The organism is Rothia terrae (assembly GCF_014705925.2).
GTDB lineage: Bacteria > Actinomycetota > Actinomycetes > Actinomycetales > Micrococcaceae > Rothia > Rothia terrae.
Genome location: NZ_CP062961.1, coordinates 17,100 through 38,090, shown reverse-complemented (window position 1 = coordinate 38,090; position 20,991 = coordinate 17,100). Strand labels below are relative to the sequence as shown.

Annotated in this window: 8 protein-coding genes; 3 read left to right on the top strand and 5 right to left on the bottom strand. The window is 51.8% G+C overall.

Going from position 1 to position 20,991, the window contains the following annotated elements; all coding sequences use genetic code 11:
- Nucleotides 1-204 precede the first annotated feature (204 nt).
- From IDM49_RS11830 to IDM49_RS11810, 5 genes are all read right to left on the bottom strand, one after another.
- Nucleotides 205-627 carry a hypothetical protein gene (locus IDM49_RS11830; RefSeq protein ID WP_193836727.1) on the bottom strand — a complete coding sequence of 141 codons (423 nt, stop codon included), beginning with the start codon at nucleotides 625-627 and terminating at the stop codon, nucleotides 205-207.
- On the bottom strand, nucleotides 620-3,397 hold the full coding sequence (locus tag IDM49_RS12455; protein ID WP_193836728.1) for an RHS repeat-associated core domain-containing protein: 2,778 nt from the start codon (nucleotides 3,395-3,397) through the stop codon (nucleotides 620-622). The genes IDM49_RS11830 and IDM49_RS12455 overlap by 8 nt, the downstream gene beginning before the upstream one ends.
- 41 nt (nucleotides 3,398-3,438) lie before the next feature.
- A complete protein-coding gene (locus tag IDM49_RS11820) occupies nucleotides 3,439-7,734 on the bottom strand; it encodes an FtsK/SpoIIIE domain-containing protein (RefSeq protein WP_193836729.1) in 4,296 nt (1,431 codons plus the stop codon).
- 77 nt (nucleotides 7,735-7,811) lie between these two features.
- Nucleotides 7,812-9,074, bottom strand: coding sequence for a hypothetical protein (locus IDM49_RS11815; protein WP_193836730.1), 1,263 nt, complete (start codon nucleotides 9,072-9,074; stop codon nucleotides 7,812-7,814).
- 2 nt (nucleotides 9,075-9,076) lie between these two features.
- The gene (locus tag IDM49_RS11810; RefSeq protein WP_193836731.1) at nucleotides 9,077-12,085 is read right to left on the bottom strand and encodes a hypothetical protein; all 3,009 of its coding nucleotides are present in this window, start codon (nucleotides 12,083-12,085) and stop codon (nucleotides 9,077-9,079) included.
- Between the two features lie 355 nt (nucleotides 12,086-12,440).
- Between IDM49_RS11810 and IDM49_RS11805 the strand changes: the two genes are divergently transcribed.
- The 3 genes from IDM49_RS11805 to IDM49_RS11795 all read left to right on the top strand — a co-directional run bounded on the left by IDM49_RS11805 (nucleotide 12,441) and on the right by IDM49_RS11795 (nucleotide 20,980).
- Nucleotides 12,441-14,390, top strand: a complete 1,950-nt coding sequence (locus IDM49_RS11805) for a serine/threonine-protein kinase (RefSeq protein ID WP_193836732.1) — start codon at nucleotides 12,441-12,443, stop codon at nucleotides 14,388-14,390.
- A gap of 283 nt (nucleotides 14,391-14,673) precedes the next feature.
- Nucleotides 14,674-14,955, top strand: a complete 282-nt coding sequence (locus tag IDM49_RS11800; RefSeq protein WP_193836733.1) for a pyrophosphorylase — start codon at nucleotides 14,674-14,676, stop codon at nucleotides 14,953-14,955.
- Between the two features lie 145 nt (nucleotides 14,956-15,100).
- Nucleotides 15,101-20,980, top strand: a complete 5,880-nt coding sequence (locus IDM49_RS11795) for a DUF6531 domain-containing protein (RefSeq protein WP_193836798.1) — start codon at nucleotides 15,101-15,103, stop codon at nucleotides 20,978-20,980.
- Nucleotides 20,981-20,991: the final 11 nt, after the last annotated feature.

The following is a 20,991-nucleotide window of genomic DNA, read 5'->3' as shown; positions in this document are numbered from 1 at the left end:
ATGAACCCCGCGGGGGCTTAATGATAAGCGCGGACCTCGAAGATTCTAGACCAGCCACCTGCACAAAGTCTGCCTAGGCGGTTTGAGTTCAGAGGTGAGGGTACTAAAAGAATATAGAAAAGGACGCTGGTGGTTCCGCCTAAGATAAGTTAGGCAGGACTACCAGCGTCCTTGAACTAGCTATTAGGTGCAAAGAGTGTTTGCCTAGTGGCTCAGGTCTAAGCCTTCGATGCCGGCAACATCGGTCGCCGAAAACGGAGTCTGCCAGACGCCGACATACACCGTCACTTTCTGACCTTTAAACCCTCGGATGCGATCGACAATTTCTTGGTCTGTATGTCCTTCATTTTTTCCAATGAACCTTAGATCTGAACAGTCTGGACTCTGGATGTAGATATTAGAGGAAGAACTATAAGATTTTGAACCGCTACGCTGTGCTACAGCTGCGGTGATAGTGCATTGTTGGGGGTGATTGAAGGCACGATTGATGGTACCTGAGAGAACGACGTGTGAGATACCGTAGACCACGGTTCCTATCAGAATAAGTGTCAACGGCAAATGAACTAACTTATCTATCAACGTCAGCTTCTTTTTCTTCCCCTGGACAGAAGAATGTTCTTTACTCATTAGTGGTTCCCTTCTCATGGTGATAAATACTCGCTGCCGAAACCTCAACACCTGAGGCGCCCGCGCTCAACATCGCGCTATCACGTGCCATACCAGCATAATCCACGCCACTGCTGACCGGCTTAGCTTCAAAAGAGACGGATTTCAAGGACTCCACCGGATGACTTGAAGAAGCACCACCCTTAAAAGTTTCCTTTAGACCCTCTTGCCAGGCTTTGTTGAAATCCCATCCCACACCATCATAAGTAGAGTCGCGGAAAGACTCATACTGCGGTGAATACGTCATGGGCGCACCGGAGTAGGAGACCACACCATTGGTAAAATTACCGACACCCTGAGCAACTTCGGAGCGAATCTTTTGTGAAACCCCACCGGTTGCTTCCCAGCCGAACTGAGTCAACCGATTATCAACATACTTTGAGACAGGTTTCGGCAACACAGCATTCGACACCGCCGGAACACCCCAAGCAGCCACCAACCCCTTACCCGTAACATGATGACCGTCCGTTATATACGTCAACGTTGTATCCGTACCCGCCTCAACATAGGCAGCAACACCCTCACGAGCACCAGCAGAACCTACCTTAGAGGCAAGAGAAGAATACCGTTGAGCATTACCCATCAAACTTTGCTGGGTTCTTTTCAAACCGGTAACAATTTTCGGTACCGCGTTCTTCGTTGTAGGATTCGTCGCTACATTCCTAAAGACCTGCGACATCTGCTGATTCACAGCACCGGCCTGAGTGCTGTATTTAGAGGCGATAGAAGTAAAGATTTTTGACCCGACTTTGGTAGCAAGACCGGCAACACCTGCACCGACACCACCGGCGATACCACCAATAGAGGCGCTTTTAGCGATTTTCTTCCAATCAAGTGGTTCACCGGAGAGTAACTGTGAGCCGATTTCGATACCGCCGGACAGCGCCATGCCGGTGAGAATACCCCAACCAATTGGTCCGGATACTGCCAGGGCTGCTACACCGACTGCTGCAACACCTAGGGCGATCCAGCCTGCGTTGCGGTCGGCGAAGTCGGCGAGGCCCTTGCCCATGCGTTCGATGGCGCGGGCGGAAGTATCTTGGCGGTACTCCCGGAACTCAGCTGCTGTCATCGGGGACAGACCCCACGGATCCACCTGTCCTACCGGGTCATTACCAGCAAAAGCGTAGACATTGCCAGCCCAACCAGCACCGACCGGAGAAACCAACGGATCAGGGGACATAAACCCACGAGTGGTCGCATCATAAGCACGCACACCCAGAATCTCCAACCCGGCCACCTGTACAGATCCAGCACGGGTCAGGCCAAGACCAGGTACACCAGGGATACTGCCGGTGGTGAGGAGTCCTTGAGCATCAGAACTAACATCACTACCAACACCAGAACCCGTGGTGAACCCAGCCACGACCGGGGACAGACCAAAAGGATCCACCCCACGTCCACCCACAGCATCCAGGGACGCTAAAGCACCCAGCGACACAAGGGTGTTGTTCACACCCAACACGGTAGGGGTGAAAGCCACCGGATCCCAGGTCAGGGTGCACATCATAGTGGGTGACCCAGCATTAGTACCGACGCTACCGGTTGCCACAGCAGCAACCTGACCCAACGCGTCATTCCACAGGTACACCGCGTCCCGTTCTTCGCCGATGATTTCAGCCAGTAGTCCTACCGGTGAATACGCATAGGTGCTCACCGCACCGGTGTGATCGGTGTGTTGTACTCTACGACCCAACCCGTCATAAACATACTCACTCACACCCACCTGTGAGTCTTGCAGGCGTACTAGTTGACCGGCATCATCGTAGGTGTATTCACGTGTTACACCAGTAGTAGTTTCCTCACCGATGAGAAACCCAGCAGTGTCATAGGTGAAACGGTGCGTACCGTGATCAGTCATCACCGCGGTGAGTTGGTGTGCATCATCATAAGTCAACAGGCGCAGACCATCTGCGGTGTCATCAACACCGATCACCAGACCTTCAGCATTGTAGTAGGTAGTGACGGACTGCTGCTGACCATCTACGTGGCGGTGTTCGATAGTTGCCCACCCACCGTCAGTGACATAAGAAGCATCAGCCTCTTGCGCACCGCCGGTGGTGCCTGCTTCAACAATGGTGGGCACGGTGTTGAAGGCACGCAGTACCGCCCCGGTGTGATCGGTGATGTGAGTCAGGTGCGCATCTTGGTCGTAGTGGTAGGTCAAGGATTCAAGCACTGAGGGGACTGACTGGCTCTGACCCTTTTCACCAACGGCGTTATCAGCACTGTGGGTGCGCATGAGCGTGGTGAGTAAACCGGTGTGTTGGTCGTAGGTGTAGTCAGTGGCTTGCCCGTTGACTACCATGTGTGAGCGTGCCCCGTCAGGGGTGTAAGCAATACGTACCTGTTGGTCGGTGATAGTAGCACCAGCTGCATCTTTTCTAGTAGTGGTACGCTCAATCAGCTGACCCAGGCGGTCGGTGGCCAGGGTGTGTACTACCGGGGTGCCGGTGTTCTCATTTGTGAGTGATGTTCCGGGTTGGGTGTAATCCAGTACACAGGTGGTGCGAGCACGTACATCTCGTTCTACCCGTGAGACCAGGCGCTGGTTGAACCGGGTGGTTGCTAGTAATCCACCGGCATCGTAGGTGTAAGCCAGCTCATCCCCGTCAGGGTTTGTGGTCGAAAGTAACCGACCAGCGGCGTCGTAGGTGCCTGTGGTGCGGCGGCCTAGTGGGTCTACTGTGGTTACTAGTTGACCGGCAGCGTCGTATTCGTAGGAGGTCACCGCCCCGTTGGGTGCGGTGATAGTGGCTACCTGACCAGACCCTACGAAGCGCTCACCGCCTGAACCAAATGCACATTGCCATTAGACACCGCATAACCACGACCCACACTTAGCTCCACCGGCGCCTTACGCGGAATACGCGCACCCAACAAATCACCATCAAGATCAACATTAGGCTGCAACAAAACGCCACACTTGGCCTTACGCAGAGTCTTCGTCCAGTGACTGTACAGCGTACGCAACTCATCTGAACGCCCCGCTGCAACAATACAAAGACCAGGTACAGGCGAATCTACCAACCCAGCGATTGATTTATCATTATCTGCAAAGCTATCGGCATCATCAATTAACAACACCACAGGCCCTGAAGCTAAACGTAACTGAGCCACCAAAGCAGGAACCTCATCATCACCAACTGCCAAATGATCAAAATCTTCTGAGGCAAGAGGCGAACGACGTGAACAAATAGCCCACACTTCTGGAGTCTGCCCAGCTTCACCTGTATGTGCTTGCTCCACCATATTGCGAATAGCGAGCAACAACGTTGACTTACCTGAACGAGCAGTACCCGCAATAAGGATGTGCTCACCGTGGTAAGTTTCCAAAAAGACAGGACTCAAATCCTGCTCACCCAAACCAACAGGAATACGCCAAGGCTCACCCGACAAATCAGCATGAGCTCCAAGTTCACTCACCGTCACCGCATCGGGAAGCTGACCAATAACATCAGCCTTAGTGACAGCATCAGGCCACAACTGTTGTACCTTCACAACAGCCTCTTCAAACCTGATATCAGGGGTTGCCACATGCATCTGCAAAAGTTGCTCCACACTCACACAACGTCCTGCAACAGAAGCGGGAATATTCTTACCCTTAACACCTTGACCGGAGTAGTCATAAGTATCAGCCAGTTTGAACAGCCACTTCTGAGTAGTGACCTCATCCATTGCCATCGGAATAGCCTTCGAACGCGGAGTTGCCACCGCAAAATGCATACCGAGTGATGCACCTTCGGCGTAAGCACGATAAAGCATATTGAGCAGAATCTGACCATCATAATCATCAAATTCATCACGCAAGCTTGCAAGACCATCAATGAGAATCAACATAGGCTTCTCATCTCCAGCACTGGCACGACGACGCTCTAATTCAGTTTGTAAAAACCTCAAAAAACGTGCACGTTGTTCTTTTGCACGTCCCCCATGCCCTACATACGCAACAGTATGCGGTAGCATCTGCAGGTCTTTAAGACCGCCAGCTCCCACATCAAGAACCAGCAGATCAAGTTCTGCAGGAGAACGCTGTGCAGCAGCGACTAAAGCTAAAGATGCCAAAGCTGTAGTGGTGCCACTACCAGGAATACCCACCAGCATGAGGTTGCCCCTGCTCACATCCCAACCAGCCGGAATTTGACGCTGATACTGAGGTTGATCGGCAAGCGCAAAGTTCAACTGATTACCGTTAAACGATCCCACTGGCTGCTGAATTTTACCCAGGTCAGTCACAATCGGCGCTGAGAACCCATCGAGAGCTACACGTTCTCCCAGAGCTTCTGGCCAGACCTGACGCGGTGCTGAGATGCCCAGCTCATCATGAGCTGAACACACTGCATCAATCAACAGATCTAGGTCATTCTCCTCAGAGATAACTTTCGGTTTTTCAACCAAAGATTTTTGGGGAACCCCAAAGATGCTGGATTCTCGAAGTTCAAGCTGGGTAGCGCCTTCGATTGGAGTTTGCCCCGTGACCAACGCGGTTTGCACAGCAGAGATATCTTCTTGCCCAAGCTTCACATAGGCGCGCCCCATCTGTGTGCGTTCAATAGCTGAAGCATCTGGCACACCAATAACGTTTGATGAATCCTCTTTACTTTGTACACGCAACGCCACGCGCAAGTTAGTATTCGCTAAAATATCATCGTTCACTACACCGGCAGGACGCTGAGTCGCAAGAATCATATGTACACCGAGGGTACGACCAACAGCTGCGACGTTGACAAGTGACTGTAGGACCTCAGGGAAGTCTTTTGCCAGCATCGCGAACTCGTCAATGACAAGGAGGATGCGTGGCATAGGTTCGGCGGGGTTAGTGGCCATATAGTCTTTGATGTTGTCCACGCCTTCGCCCGCTTGTGCGAAGAGGACCTGGCGCCGATGCATCTCAGCATCCAAAGCGCGCAAAGCGCGATCTGCCAGCTGCTCGTCGAGGTTGCTGATGGTGCCTATAGTGTGAGGTAAACGCTCACATGCTTTGAAAGCAGCACCACCCTTGAAGTCAATCAAAATGAAGTTGAGGTCTTCGGGAGAATTTCGTGCGGCAAGACCAGCGACGAAAGTACGCAAAAATTCACTCTTACCTGAACCTGTGGTACCGCCGACTAGACCGTGTGGACCATCGCGCACAATATCCAGTACCACTTCACCGTCATCGCCTACACCGATTGGAGCAGAAATGCCGGTACGTTCTCGCCAAAGTTTCTGCACTTTTTCTGACTTCGCAGGCGCTAAATCAAAGAGTTCAGGAGCACGCACCAACCGCGGCAACGCAGCACCAGGGACCACTAATTCAGGGTCATCAAAGTGTGCAAGCCGCATAGCGGTTTGCTCGGCCTGTTCCAAATCTACACCGGCAAGTACTGCGTCTTTAATAAGGGTGCGACTTTCGGGTTCAAAGATATCTGCCTCAGCATCTTCACGCACACGTACAATGCTGGTGCAGGATGCGGGGAGTTGCTCTTCAGAACTTGCAATGACGATACCTGAAACAGTGTGATCAGCCTTTTGAGAGCTGGACCCTAATGAGCGTGTGGGAGTTTCCCGTCCGTATCCAAGCAGTTCACGCGCTGGAGCATCCCGCCCCTCAGTAAGGACCTCCGAGTCAAGGACCAGCATCACAGCAGGGGTAATAAAATGATCGATACCTTGATGGAGAGAACGTAGCATTTCAGTGCTACGGTGACGACCCGATGCCATCCATCGCCCGCCGTCTACGCTACCTGCTTGGCGAGTATGAGGTAGCCAAGACGCCCACCCCCAGTCGTGTTCCTTACCTTCATCGCAAAAGATACCAAAGGTAAGGTCTGCAGGACCTACATGAGTTGCTAGTTGCACAACGAGGCTACGCGCTAGAGCAAGACTTCCTTCGCGTTGACCAACGATACCTACAACGCCGCCTCTATTGAGGTTTGCCATGAGCGGTGCACCGCGCAATTCAAAAGCATCATAGGTTTTCTGTACTTCGTCCTCGAGAGTGGTGCTCGAACGTTTATCAAGTTCGGGTTTCCAGTCCCGGTTACCTGTGCCGATGCGTGCAAGCAAGAAATCTGCAGATTCAAATCTACGTTGCCAAAGTTCTGTAGAAGGTAGGGAACTACGGCGCATGACCGTCGCGTTATCGGGTGTTAGCTCTTGCCGACGAGACCGCTCAATAGTTGCTGCCTTTTCGAGGTCCTTCTTAAAATCCTCAAGCGCTTTTGCGAAACGTTCCTCTTCAGCCGCAAGTTCTTTTTTGTAGCGGTGTTTCCCCTCAAACCACGTTGCAATCATTACTACAGGACTCAGCAGAGCAAAGGCTGCGTACCTAAAACTCCCCATAAGCATGACCATAGCCCCGGCCATCACCAGAGGTGCTAACACCATAGCAATATTAAACTTTGAATTTTCTTTGACGTTCTCACGCTTGGGTGGAGTGACTGCACCAGGCAGGCTAGGAAGCGACGGACGCGGCGGACGATTAAAAGGTGCTGTTCGATTTGGCGTGAGGTTGTGCAGACTACCTGGGGCCGGTGCTGTAAATTCGTGGAGCATGGGTTGAAACAGCAAGGTTGCTCCACCAGCTTGAACTTCAGTGGGTTCACTAATGACAACAGGGGTATCCGACTCTACCTTTGTGCCCTGCACATAGGTGCCGTTAGTTGAACCGCTATCTGTAACTTGAAGGCCTTCATCAGTGAGAGTTGCGGTGAAGTGCTCCCACGATGCGCTCTCGGTGCTGAGTACTACATCAGCTTGGTCAGAGCGCCCAAAAATCATGGGCCGTTTGCGAGTTACAGGTTTTATTTCACCTGATTGCAGACCACCACTGATACTTACTACCCATCCCGGTAACGTAGGGGTACCGTTCAACGGGAAACGTGAGATACGGGAACCCTCAAGCAGAGGCAGTTTCTCAATAAAGTCCCCCGCTTTTACAACATGCGTATCAATATACAGTGAGTCTTCTGCATCCAGTTTTGGTCCACCAACGGTTGCAATGAGTTCACACAGCGTTGTGTTTCCACGCCAACTGTCGACTTCTACGGTTCGATTCAACGAATCAATACTTATAAGAACGCGCATGAGGGGTACTTTCTAAATGTCGAAAGGTGTGGGTGATATGAGCACCCTTGCTGGGAAACACCAGAAGGGCCATTGGATTATGCTTGTGCAAACCACACGAGGTGAGAAGGTGCGTTAGCGTCCGCTACGCGCATCTCAACATCTCCAGCATTTGCGGATAATAACAGGGGCGCATCCTGAATCACGTGGTGCTGAGCGAAATCCATATCAGCGCTAGTAATACCGTCTGCAGAAGAAAGTTTCAGGTCATTCAACGATGATTTGACGTCCTGCGGCGCAATAGATTCAGCATGCTCAGTAGCTCGAACTAAAGCTACAAGTGCATCATGGCTTCTAGAATCAGCACTGGCCGCAACATCGCTGAACTTTTGGTCACCCATAACGCTCATCGCGTCCTTGGATTCGCTGAGGATTTTGACCATCTGAAGATAAGCGGACATGGAACGACCTTGCCCATCAGATTGAAGTGCTACAGAGTCACCAGCATTAAACCCTATACTTTGGGCATTAATAACCGTAGATTGGTTATCTTTCATAAATACGTCATTAAAAGCCGGACTTGTGGCCTGGGGGCCCAGAACAATCTGTGTTTTCAGTCCGGCTTCTTGCAATGCTCTCGTTAGTTTTGCCTCTTGGTACGCACTTGCATCTACGAAGACGACAGTATCAGAACCAGCTTCAGCAGTATCTTTGACGAGACTTTGAGAGAACGTGTTAATGTCAGTAAACCCATTAACGCTCAGGGTGCGCTCGGCAGGAACATCAATACCTGCAAACCCTTCTTGGTCAATTCTGATGATGCCTTTTCCGCCAGGGTGCTCAGCAGACAACACATCGTTAAGGGACTCTGTTGAGGGCTGGAGGGACCGAGCATCGTCAATAGAATTTTCATAGGGCAAAATGACGGGAATATTACGCTCTTTAGCTGCTTGTACTGCCGCTTGGACGTGATCCCCACTGGAGGAAATGACAATACCCGATACCTTTTGGGCAGCAAGATTTTCAACGGCCTGACGAGCACCTTCATCTGTGCCACGATCATCTTCGGTAGCAAGATGAAGATCAGCTCCTGAACGATTGAAACGCTCTAATGCTACTTTCGCCCCGGAAGCTGCCTGATTCCATTGCGAGCCCTGAGCATTCTCATTACCAATGGTCACAATGAGACCATAAGAAGAACCCTTAACGTTGCCATCAACATTAAGTTCAACTGGGACAGTAACAGCTACAGCCTCATCCTTTTCATCAGCTTTGACTCGCAAGATACCTGCTATTGCAATGACAGTAATCAACAGTAAAAGCGCTACAGGAATACCGATATTAGTTAGTTTTTCCTTCACAGCTACTTCTCTCCTCCGATAGTGAAGGTATAGATTGTTTTCACTGTGGCGCCGGAAGGAGCTTCTAGATGGAAGGGTGGCAGGTTGCCAAGCTTCTTCAAAGAAGCATCATACTGTGCCTGCTTGAGCCGGATAGCCCCCATATCTTCTTCACGGATAGTCGAGTACTTCTGCGCATTTTCAGTGGCTAGCGAAAGCTGGTAGTCAGCATTTTCAGCATTACCCGCATTATTCTGGAGCGAGCCCAATAGGCCAGAACCGGTCACAGAGGTATCGCCAACATCAAGCATGATTTTCTCGAGTTCGCTGGTAAGCACCGTGGATGCGCCGGCAGCGTCGGTCGTTGCTTGATCGTGGCTCTCCTGGATGCGCTCTAGTGCTGACTGGGTGCGAGCGTCTGCCTCTTCAACTTGCTGTTGCGCTGCAGCGTTCAGTTTTTCACTCTGGTCCTTCACCAGCGCATCCGCCTGATTCGAAATCGAGTCTGAGCTACCACTAAGAGTAGTTACCTGTTGCGAAAAGAGATCCGTAATTGCCTGTTCTCCGCCTGTGCGCTGTCGTGAAACATTGCGCGCCTGCTGGTTGAGGATATCTGCAATTTCATCGGCGTTTTCAGCTGGTGCGTCCTTCATAAGTTGTTGAAGAGCATCATTAATTTCTTGTTGCTGAGTTGCCAAATCATCAAGGCTGGTTGAAAGGTCTTCAAACCGACCATTGAGGTTAGGCACTGAATTCTTAATAGCTTTAACGTCCTGATTGGGGGTAGGGATCACTGGGTGAGGGGTCTGAGGATCTGACACCTCAGGCTGAGGTTCGACCGGCTGCGGATTTACAGGTTGCTGCGGTTGAGGGTTCTGCGGTGTAGGGTCCTCATTCTTAGGATTAACGTTGCCACCCACAATTTCTCGATCGAGAGCATCACGAATTTTCGCGGTTTCGTCAGTAACCCCAGTTAAACTCTCGCGCACAGCTTGAATTTCTTGAGCGGTTTGGGATTCTTCCGAGACAGTGTCAGTACTGTTCAAGATACTGGTCCATAAATCTGCCTGATTTTTAAGACGCGTATCCATAGGGTCTTGATAGCCCTGAGGGGTATCAATGGTGATATCCGCAGCTGGGTCAATAACTATAGGAGTGCCGCTGTTATCGTTAGGTTCCGGAGTGGATGACGACTGTGAGGCTGTAGGGGTGGGTGACACATCAGGAGTTGGTGTGGACTCAGGTTTGACGGGCTCCGGTGAGCCAGGATTAGGAGTAGTCGGAGTAGGCGAAGGCGTGACCGGAGTCGGTGTCTCGCCGCACGGAGTATCGGTGAGATAACCACGTAGACGGTTGACTTCTTCTTGTGAAAGTTTGCCTGCCTGTTCTGTACCACCGTCTGTTAAAGTGCACAGCTGATCAGCGAGTTCTTGGTTCTGGGTCAGCATTGAGCCGTTGCCCGGCGCGTCTTTGGTAATTTCTGCTAGTGCTTTTTGAGCAGTGTTGTTGATGCTCTTGAGTAAGTCTTCAAGCTTCTGCAAGTTTTCACTTGAAGTTTTCATCTGACCGTCAATCGTATCGAGACTTGCCAGGATGTCCTTGTAATCTTCAGGGTTTTTTGAAGGTTCCTTTGTTGAAGTCTCAGTAGGAGTAGGAGATGGGTTTTCCTCGGGGGAGGGAGTGTCAGAAGGGCTTGGTGATTCGCTGGGAGTGGTAGGTGCGGGTACCGGTTGTACGGTTTCGGTGTTTTCCGGCAAGGCATCAACTTGCTTTTGCAAATCCTGTAGGGCCTCGTATGCAGCGACGTAATCCGTTGATACTTGGCTCAAAGCTCCGGGGCGTAGTTGCTCTACCATCTTGTTAGTATTTGCAGCTGACTCCAAAAGAGTAGCCGTCATAACAACCTGGGAGTTGAAAACAGAACATGCTGCAGATGTAGAGTCTTTACAGGTTTCTGGTGTGGGATTTTCCGGACCAAGAATTGAGTTCATAACATCTACAACTCGATCGCGGCAATCAACGTTAGCTTTGCTGTATTCACCAAGAATGTTGGACAGTTGCACCATATTCGAGTAAACAGAAGTGCCATTGGCAGGCTGGGTGACGTCAACTTTGCAAGTACCAGCGTCCATTACAGGGGCAGGTATTTGTTCCCCTTCGCGTCCTAGGAATTTTTCAAGCGACTCAACAGTCTGTTGCATTTGACCGATGAGTTCGCTCTGCGAGCCCTGAGTGCTTTCACCAAGATTAGCTTTCAAACCCCCAAGTTTTTCTTGCAAGTCTGTGAGTTGCCCGGTGAGTTTGTCAGAACTCTGTTGTAGTTCCTGCACCGTGGATGATTTTAGGGATTCTGAGGTTGAGTTGAGGTTATCTCGAATATCAGAGATAGTCGCGCCTGCATCTGCCAGGGCTTGGTTAGCTTCTGCAACGATTTCTACTGTCTGTTGCATGAGCTCAAGTTCTGAGTCTTGAGTTTTACTAAATGATGATGAAACCGCACCGGATGCACTCAAATCGTTACTCAAACCTGGGTGCACGGCCACGGTGAACTCTGGGACCTTCAAATCTTCTGCAGAGAGGTTCACGGTGAAGGTAGTGCTGGCACTAGAGGAGGGACCGGCAAGAATTTTGCCCCACTGTAGTACAGCGTCGCCCTCGTCATTGGTGCTGATGATGCCGTTAGTGTTGCCGTTACCAACAGTTGCATCCGAGAGAATCTTTTGTGGCTTTACACCCTGAAAGGTGGTGGATGCAGCGACTGATAAAGGCGCGCCAACGAGAGCAGTTTTCTCTTTCTGCGCACCTGCTACATCGTAGGTGAGTTGCTCAGGGGATACCGTGAGGTTTTCAACGGTGATGTCGATGCTGACATCACCGGTGTATCCCTCAAGATCATCTAGGTTATTACCTGATTTTTCATCGGTGGTGTACCGGGTAGTAATGCGAATCGGCAAATCATTGACGGTATCACGCAGGGCATAGTCTTGTTCTTTGCTTGAGGATGCGCCACTGGCTGAGTCGAAGGAAACCACCGTGGAATGCACTTTAGAAACCTCAGCTGAGTTGTTCAGGTCTACCCCTACGTTTTGTAGGACATTAGAAGCGTTAATCGAACTAGTGTTTTCGCTTCCACAACCAGAAAGAATAAACGCTGCGACTAAGGCAAGCGCAGATGTTTTCTTTATACGCGAAAAAGAAAAGCTGAATGGCGAATTTTTAGATTCAGTAGGCATACAAATTCCAAGACAATGTAAATGCGTGGGACGATATTAAATAATAGCTGAGGTGTTTGGATTTTATTTAACCTCTGTCTTTTTAGTGGCGTCCGCTGTTTAGTGTTCTGAACTAAACTATAGAGAGGCTTAATACTCAGAAAAAAGGAAACGCATGGGAGAGGTTGCCGCTGGCGCACCACTGGGGGCTTCGTACAAGCTCGTCAAATTAATAGGCAAAGGTGCCTCTGGCCAGGTATGGCGTCTTGAGCATTCGAAGAAATCTGAGCCTTTAATTGCAAAGATTTTGCATCAACACCTGGCAGAAGACCACTCGGTTGTGGAACGTTTTGTTCGAGAACGCTCAGTGCTTATGAGCCTACAACACGAGCACATTGTGACGGTACATGACTTGGTGGTTGAGGGTAGCACTCTTGCTTTGGTGATGGACTACTACAGCGGTGGCTCTTTGCGCGACCAGCTGGAACAGCGGGGTACCTTCAAGCCCGCGCTTGCCTTGCAACTGGTGGCGACAGTGCTTGAAACCTTGGCGTATGCCCACGGGCAGAACGTCATCCACAGAGATATTAAGCCCGATAATATTCTGTTGGCTGCAGCCTCCCAAGATCTTGATTCCCAACAAATCCGAATCACGGACTTCGGTATTGCCTCCATCATTCACGCCGATCATGCTAACACCACGGGAATCGTGGGAACCCCGTACTATTTACCGCCGGAGCTGATTCAGCACGGTACCAGTGGCGCTGCAGGGGATGTGTATTCCACAGGAATTATGCTCTATGAGCTCCTGGCGGGGCGCACCCCGTTCGCAGGTGATGGCACTGATTTTACGATTGCTTATCGGCATATTTCTGCCCAGGTTCCAGTTCTTGACGTGCCAGAACCAATCATGCAGGTGCTCATGGCACTGCTTGATAAAAATCCCAGCCAACGACCCCACCCGTTGGATGCCGCATCTCAGTTGAGAGTGTTGGCGCAGCGGTTTGAAAGTTTGCCTGCCTTGCAGCCCATGCCTTCTCCTCGCGGTTTTGCAGAGGCTAAGCGCCCTGAAACGGTGATTCGCGGGTCGGGGAATAGCACTGCTTCTTTAGCGCCAGAGCCTGCTGAGGATGCAGCGCCTCCAATTCTTGGCGCCTCAGCACGTGCCACTATTATCAAGCCACAACATGTTGAAAGAGCAGCTCAAGACTCAGAGCATGTCGAATCTCCTGTTGTTCAAGAGGTTAAGAAATCTCGGTCTAAAGCAATCTGGCTGTCCGTACTCGGGGTTCTTTTATTAGCTGGTGCTGGCTGGGGAATTTACTGGGCGGTGAGCGCTCATTCCAAACCTGGTGAGCCTTTTAGCGCTATGGGGTCGCAGGAAACTCCTTTGCCCACTGGCTTATCTGTGCGGCGTGAAGCTACGTATAACCCCAGTAGCTCAACGATTGAGCTGAAAATCATTTACAGTGCGCAAAAAGCGCCGCTATCTGGTGATTTGTTGGAGGTGCTACCGGCTACTGAAGATGGAGACTCTTGCCCTAATGCCTCATGGGAAAACGCAGATGCCCAACGAAATCAGCCGACTGTTACGGACATGAATGTGCAGTGTGGGTGGAATCTTCAAAATGTTGAAATTATGCCCAATCAAGAGCTGGAGATAACTGGTAAGGTTTCAGCTCAAGTAGCTGATCAACAAGAGTTAGAGAAGTGGCTCGATGCGGTTTCTGAACAAACTCAAGATGCCATTACTTCTAAGGATTACAAGAGTGCCTCATACCCTATTCAACGCCTGACTGATATTGCAGTAAAAGTCCCTGAGCGAACTGTTAGCCAAACTGTTGTACCTGTCACCCTGTTACCGGTGTGGCCCAGTGGTGAGGATGCGTTGAACCCGCTGTACTCTTCTGAGACTTTTGGTAAGCCTTCTAGTATGTTGCAGGCAATTGCTGGCGATAAAGATCCGGTGCGTTTTTCCGATGGATGCGCGGGGCACCTCATGGTAGATGCGAGCGGGCAGAAGATTACTGCACTCTCTGTTGCCGACCAGTGTTCAGTAAACGCTCAGGTAGGTAATTTCACTGATTTACAAAGTAATAATTTTGCCATTAGCACTCGTCGATAATGGGGAGGGGATTATGAGGTGGAGATACTTGGAATAATTCGTCATACTATGAAATATTTAATGGACAAATATCAAAATTTTGAACCAATTTCAGGTGAAGGTGCAAGTCAAACCCTCTTTATAACTTTCGTGTGAAAATAGTTTATTTATGATTATCAATAATAAACTTCATGAGGCGAAGGTGCTCAAGTATTCTCAGAGGGAACCCGGAGTAAGTTGACCTAGTGGTTATTACTATTTCTGGTTCGTTTCTTACATCCGCCTACTGAAAGGTTCTACGACCATGGCACGCGTTCTCTCCTCCGACGAAGCGAAATCAGCAATTACCCGCATCCAAGAAATCATCAATGGCGGTCTGGCAGACCAGATTCAGGCACTCGATGGCCAGGGTCAGCTCCTGTCAGACCCCAATAATTGGGATGGTCCTTTGGCTGAACAGTTCCGCGGTTCAACTTGGCCTGAAACCAAGTCAGCTTTGGAAAAGGCAAAGACTGAGCTTGATGAGTTGCAGCAGCAGTTGCAGAAGATTGCTCAGGATATCTTCACCGCAGGTGGCGGCGCGTAAAGTCTTGTCTACCGTCTCTACGCGTAGGGAACGGAACGTAACCACGGTCCCGTTCCCTACGTTTACGCATTTCTCATTCCACCAGTAGCCACACTCCTGCTGAGATATCAGCGATCACTATCCACTTCTACACGAGGATTGACCCATGGGTGCCCCTGAAATTCCCTTCAACCCCGACACTGCGCGCAAGGTAAAAGAAACCTTCAATAAAGCTGCCGGTAAGTTAAAAGATCAGGTCGGCGGACGCAACGGCGCGGCCGATACCATCCTCAAAGATTTCAAAGGCCCCTACGCCACGGTCTACACCACCAACAAGGACACAGTTAGTGGCGACTCTAACGAACTTGCCGGCGCAATGGAGCAAGTTGCGTACATTATGGATCGCGCTATTGAGGCTTATGAGGAAGCTAAGGCGGACGCTGAAAAAAGTGATTGGGAAAACTTCAAAGAAGACGTTAAAGAATTCTTTGGCGCCGGGGAACAAGAGGAAGTTCCTCCTGCCCCCGCTTTACCCTCAGCCAGCACACCATCAACCTCGTCTAAGGAAACTCCGACCGGTCAAGCAGGTCAAGAAAGTGTAGTTTCAGGAGTCCCCTCAAATATGAGAGAAGGGACTCAGACACTCAAAGGATTCGATGATGAGCTAACGACTTTTCCCGGTGATATGAAATCCGCCTTAGAAGCTTATGCCAGTGAGTGCACGTGGGCGCCTATTACCGTGGGTAACATCCCCGATCAGCTTGATAAGTGGTTGAAGGATAACTCTAAAGAGCAAGAGTGGCTCAATAAAATTGCAGATGAGTTCGAACGAATTAGCGGAAACGCCCAGCAGGTTTCCACCGTGCCGACCTCTGCAATGGAAGCAGCCGTAGGTAACGCAAACAGCCATCTACGTGCGGATCTCAAGGTTGATACTCCCACCATCCAAGGTTCAGAAGCCGCCGCTGGTTACATTGGCGACCCCGTTAACGCTGCTACCGGTAACTTTATTGAACCTGAAACTGACCTTGCTTTCACGGGTGCTTCCTCAGCGCTGAGTATTACCCGTATGTATAACGCGCTCAACCGTACCTCTGGCGTCTTTGGTCTGGGATGGTCATCGTCGCTAGATATGCGTCTGATTCTCACTGATGAGAACGCTACTTGGATCAAAGAAGACGGTCAGCATCTCATCTTCCCGCGTCGTGGTGATGGGTGGGAGCGCGCCGATGCGCATGCCCTGTGGCTGACCAAAGAAGCAAGCGAGAGCCTACCCGCTACTTTCAATACCCCCACGGAACACCTATTGGTAGTGCGCGATAATCAGGGCTCTTGGTGGGCCTTCGATACAGCCGGTTACTGGGTTGGGCACGGTGAATCCACCGGAAATATCATCATGGTGGAACGCGGTGAGCGTCAAGAGGTTACTCGCATTCAGCATGCCCGAGGACGCTTTATCAATGTCGAGTACGCTGATTCCAAGGTAGCTTACGTGCAGTCGAACGACGGCACCCGCGTGGAATATATCTACGATGAAGTAGGCAAACTGACGGGCGCCCGTACCGCGGCAGGCATCCGTCACTACAATTACAACGAGCAAGACCTGATTAGTGCTGTCACCGCCGCTGATGGCACCGTGGAAGTTGAGAACTTCTATGACGCACTAGGTCGTGTGCGCTCACAGCGTTACCCCCATGGCGTGGTGCGCAAATACTCTTATCTCTCCGGTGGCGTCACCCTGGTGACCAACGAGGACGGCTCTCACGCGAACTCCTGGATTTCAGATGCTAAGGGACGCTTGGTGGGCATGATTGATGCGAACCAGAACCGTCAGTCCATGGCTTACGATACTTTCAGCAACCGCGTCTCAGTCACCGAGCGTGACGGGTCTATGACGGTGCGCGCCTACAATAAGCGCGGTCTACTCACCCGCGAGGTGACCCCTGAAGGTGCTGATGCTACCTATGAGTGGGATGCGCATGACCGCCTGAAAACTCTTATTACTACCAGCGGCGCCGTGATTTCTTACGAGTACGCCGATGAAACCGGTGCCGAACGCAATCCCAGTACGCTAGTGGACGCTCTGGGCGGACACACACAGATGAACTGGGAGAACGGGCTATTGACCTCTATGGTTGGCCCTACTGGCGTGAGCGTCACCTGTGCCTACGATGCTTACGGTGAGATGACCGCAATCACCAATGCGCTTGGTGAGACCACGCGTTTTGAACGTGATGGCACCGGTCGTATTCAGCGCATCATCACCCCGCTAGGCCTCACCACCACGTTCACCTATGACGCGGCAGGTTTGCTAGTTGCTCGGCAAGAGGCTGACGGCGCGCTATGGCGCTTTGGCTACGGCACCGGCGGACGCTTAAACACTGTGACGGACCCTGCTGGAGCGGTGACTGCCTACGAGTACAACATCGCTGGGGAAATCGCGCGCGTTATTGACCCGCTGGGACGTACTACTACCCATGACTTTGACGCTATGGGTAACTTGGCATCTATTACCGACCCTGCAGGTTCCACCTGGTCACTTGTCTATGACCAGTTGATGCAAAATACTGCCCTGATTGACCCGTTAGGTCATAGGTGGTCGCGTGAGTATGACATCAACGGTGAGCTGGCATCGGTGACTGATCCCACCGGCGTGAGGACCACCGCGAAAACTGAGCGCCGCTCAGGTATTCACCAGATTACCGATGCATTCGGCACTCACACCACCACTTTCGACGCTTACGGTAGACCCACTAAGGCAACTGGCGCTGACGGTTCTGAAGAGGTTTACACCCACGATGCCGCTGGTAATATCGTGGAAATTTTGGATGCTGAGGGGCATCTGACCACTATTACCCGTGATGCCCGCGGCGAAATTACCGCTATCACTACCCCTGAAGGTCGCACAACCACTTTCACCTACGATGAGTGCGGTCGTCCTTTAACCATGACCGAGCCTACCGGGGTGGTGACGACCTTAGAGTATGACGCTGATTCGCGCGTTATCACGCGTTCTACTACTGCCGGGGTGCGCGAGGAAATCACCTACGATAAGGCATCGCGCATTATCTCCCAGCGCACTAATACTGGTACCGCGCGCTATGGCTATGATGTATGCGGCCGGTTGACATTCGCCGTGGATCAACAATTCGGTACGCGTCGATTCTCCTATGACCAAGCTGGTCAACTGGTGTGTGCCACCAATGGGTTGGGCGGTAAAACACGCTACACCTACACCCCTAACGGTCAGGTTGCTACCCTCACCGCACCCAACGGGGCGGTGACCTCCTACGAATACGACGCTGCCGGTCAACTAGTAACCACAGTAGACCCACTAGGCCGCCGCACCACAGGCACCTACGACGCCGCTGGTCGGTTACTTTCGACCACAAACCCTGACGGGGATGAGCTGGCTTACACCTACGATGCCGGTGGATTACTAGCAACCACCCGGTTCAACCAACAGTTGGTCTCACGTGTAGAACGAGATGTACGTGCTCGCACCACCTGTGTACTGGATTACACCCAACCCGGAACATCACTGGCAGATGAGAACACCGGCACCCCGGTAGTGCACACCCTGGCCACCGACCGCCTGGGTCAGCTGATTGAGCGTACCACTACTAGAAAAGATGCAGCTGGTGCTACTATCACCGACCAACAGGTACGTATCACCTACACCCCTGACGGAGCACGCTCACACATGGTAGTCAACGGTCAAGCCACTGACTACACCTACGATGAGGGCACCGGTTTACTCACCACGCTCATGCGCACCCACAGTGCTGATAACGCCGTTGGGGAAAAGGGTCAGAGCCAGTCAGACACCTCAGTGTTTGAGTCCCTGACCTACCACTACGACCAAGATGCGCACCTGACTCACATCACCGATCACACCGGGGCGGTACTGCGTGCCTTCAACACCGTGCCCACCATTGTTGAAGCAGGCACCACCGGCGGTGCGCAAGAGGCTGATGCTTCTTATGTCACTGACGGTGGGTGGGCAACTATCGAACACCGCCACGTAGATGGTCAGCAGCAGCCCGTCACTACCTACTACAATGCTGAAGGTCTGGTGATCGGTGTTGATGACACCGTAGATGGTCTGCGCCTGTTGACTTATGATGATGCACACCAACTCACCGCGGTGATGACTGATCACGGTACGCACCGTTTCACCTATGACACTGCTGGGTTCCTGATCGGTGAGGAAACTACTACTGGTGTAACACGTGAATACACCTACGATGATGCCGGTCAACTAGTACGCCTGCAAGACTCACACACTGGTGTCAGTGAGTATGTCTATGACGGGCTCGGCCGCAGAGTACAACATACCGATCCCACCGGTGCGGTGAGCACCTATGCGTATTCATCGGTAGGGCTATTGGCTGAAATCACCGGTGAAGACCGGGACGCGGTGTACCTGTGGAATGACGCGTTGGGTGAGGTTGCTGCTGTGGCAACCGGTGGCACCGGTACTGATGCTGGGTCACCCACTACGATGTGCACCCTGGTCTGGGATCCGGTGGCTTTCACCCCTACCGTGTTGGGTGTGAACAACACCCCCGTGTCGCTGGGTGCTTTAGCATCCGTGGATGCCCTCGGTGGGCGCGGGGTGGATCCTTTTGGCCTGTCCCCGGTCGTTACGGGATTCACTGCTGGTGCTGGTAGTGATGCTAATGCTCGAGGGCTTCTCACCACCGGCATCGGCAGTATCCCTGGTGTACCTGGTCTTGGTTTGACCCGTGCTGGATCTGTACAGGTGGCCGGGTTGGAGATTCTGGGTGTGCGTGCTTATGATGCGACCACTCGTGGGTTTATCACCCCTGATCCGTTGGTTTCTCCGGTCGGTGCTGGGTGGGCTGGCAATGTGTATGCTTTTGCTGGCAACGACCCCGTGAGCCAGGTAGACCCTTGGGGTCTGTCCCCCATGACGGCCACCCAGTTCCGGGAGTACCGCCAAGATACCTCCAAACGAGCAGGCGAACGCCTCTACCAGCGCGCCGAACAATTCCTCAACGACCACGCAGGACTCATCGCAGCAGCCACCATTGTTGCAGGCATTGCTATCATGGCAACTGGCCCCCTCGGGTGGGTCGGCATGGCAGCAGTAGGCGGACTACTATCCTTCGGCGGATCTGTCGCAACCCAAAAACTCTTCGGCGGAAAAGTAAACCTCAAAAAGTCCCTTATCGACGGTGCAGTAGGCTTCGTCGGTGGTGGACTAGGAAAACTAGCCAGTATGGGAACATCAGCACTAGCATCCTCTAGGTTGGCCAGCACTTTCACTAACAGTACCGCTATCACTAAAATCGGTTCAGCACTCTCGAGCACGCGTTCTGGGGTTACGGGAGCTTTCGGGGTTGCACGGTCTTGGGTTGCTCCTGCAGCATCAAGAGTGGCGTCCTTTGCCTCGCCGTTGACTTCCCGTATCTCTTCAGCTGCTGCGCCGATGGTGTCGAAGGCACAACCTGCTGTGCAGGTTGCCGGTCAGTGGGGTAGGAATATAGCCGGGCAGTACACTAGTGCTGGGGTAGTGAATGAGGCGGCTGAGGGTGCTGTTTCTGGTGCGGTGAATAATGCTGGTGGTTATTGGTTTAATGCTGAGAATGGGTATACGCCTACGGTTTCTGGTGCTTTGCGTTCGGCGGGGGCTGGTTTTGGGATTGGCATGTTAACACCGGCTGTTGGTGGAGGTACTGTCCAGCATTGGGGTGTTAGCGGTTTGAAGAAAATCGGTGTTGATAGGGGAGTTGATTTTGTTTCTGGTGGTACGAACTATCTGATCTCACCGAGTAACGACAACAAAAATAAAGATTTGAAAGGCTTTACCCAAGAAGGCTTTAAAAACGCTCTCACCGGTGGAGCAACATCCTCCGGTAAATGGGGTGAACAGACCTCCAGTTCCGCTATCCGTCAAGCAGTCCCTGAGCATTTACAGGGTGTGGAAGTTTCTCGTCGTGATTTTATCACTGGTGATTTACCTGCTCCTCCTAGTGTTTCTGGTGGGGATGGGCAAGGGTATGATCAGAGGCATCAGTAGGTAGTGAGGAA

Bases quoted from the DNA above. Each gene is read 5' to 3' on its own strand.
- IDM49_RS11830 (WP_193836727.1), bottom strand. From the start codon at position 627: ATGAGTAAAGAACATTCTTCTGTCCAGGGGAAGAAAAAGAAGCTGACG.
- IDM49_RS11820 (WP_193836729.1), bottom strand. From the start codon at position 7,734: ATGCGCGTTCTTATAAGTATTGATTCGTTGAATCGAACCGTAGAAGTC.
- IDM49_RS11805 (WP_193836732.1), top strand. From the start codon at position 12,441: ATGGGAGAGGTTGCCGCTGGCGCACCACTGGGGGCTTCGTACAAGCTC.
- IDM49_RS11800 (WP_193836733.1), top strand. From the start codon at position 14,674: ATGGCACGCGTTCTCTCCTCCGACGAAGCGAAATCAGCAATTACCCGC.
- IDM49_RS11795 (WP_193836798.1), top strand. From the start codon at position 15,101: ATGGGTGCCCCTGAAATTCCCTTCAACCCCGACACTGCGCGCAAGGTA.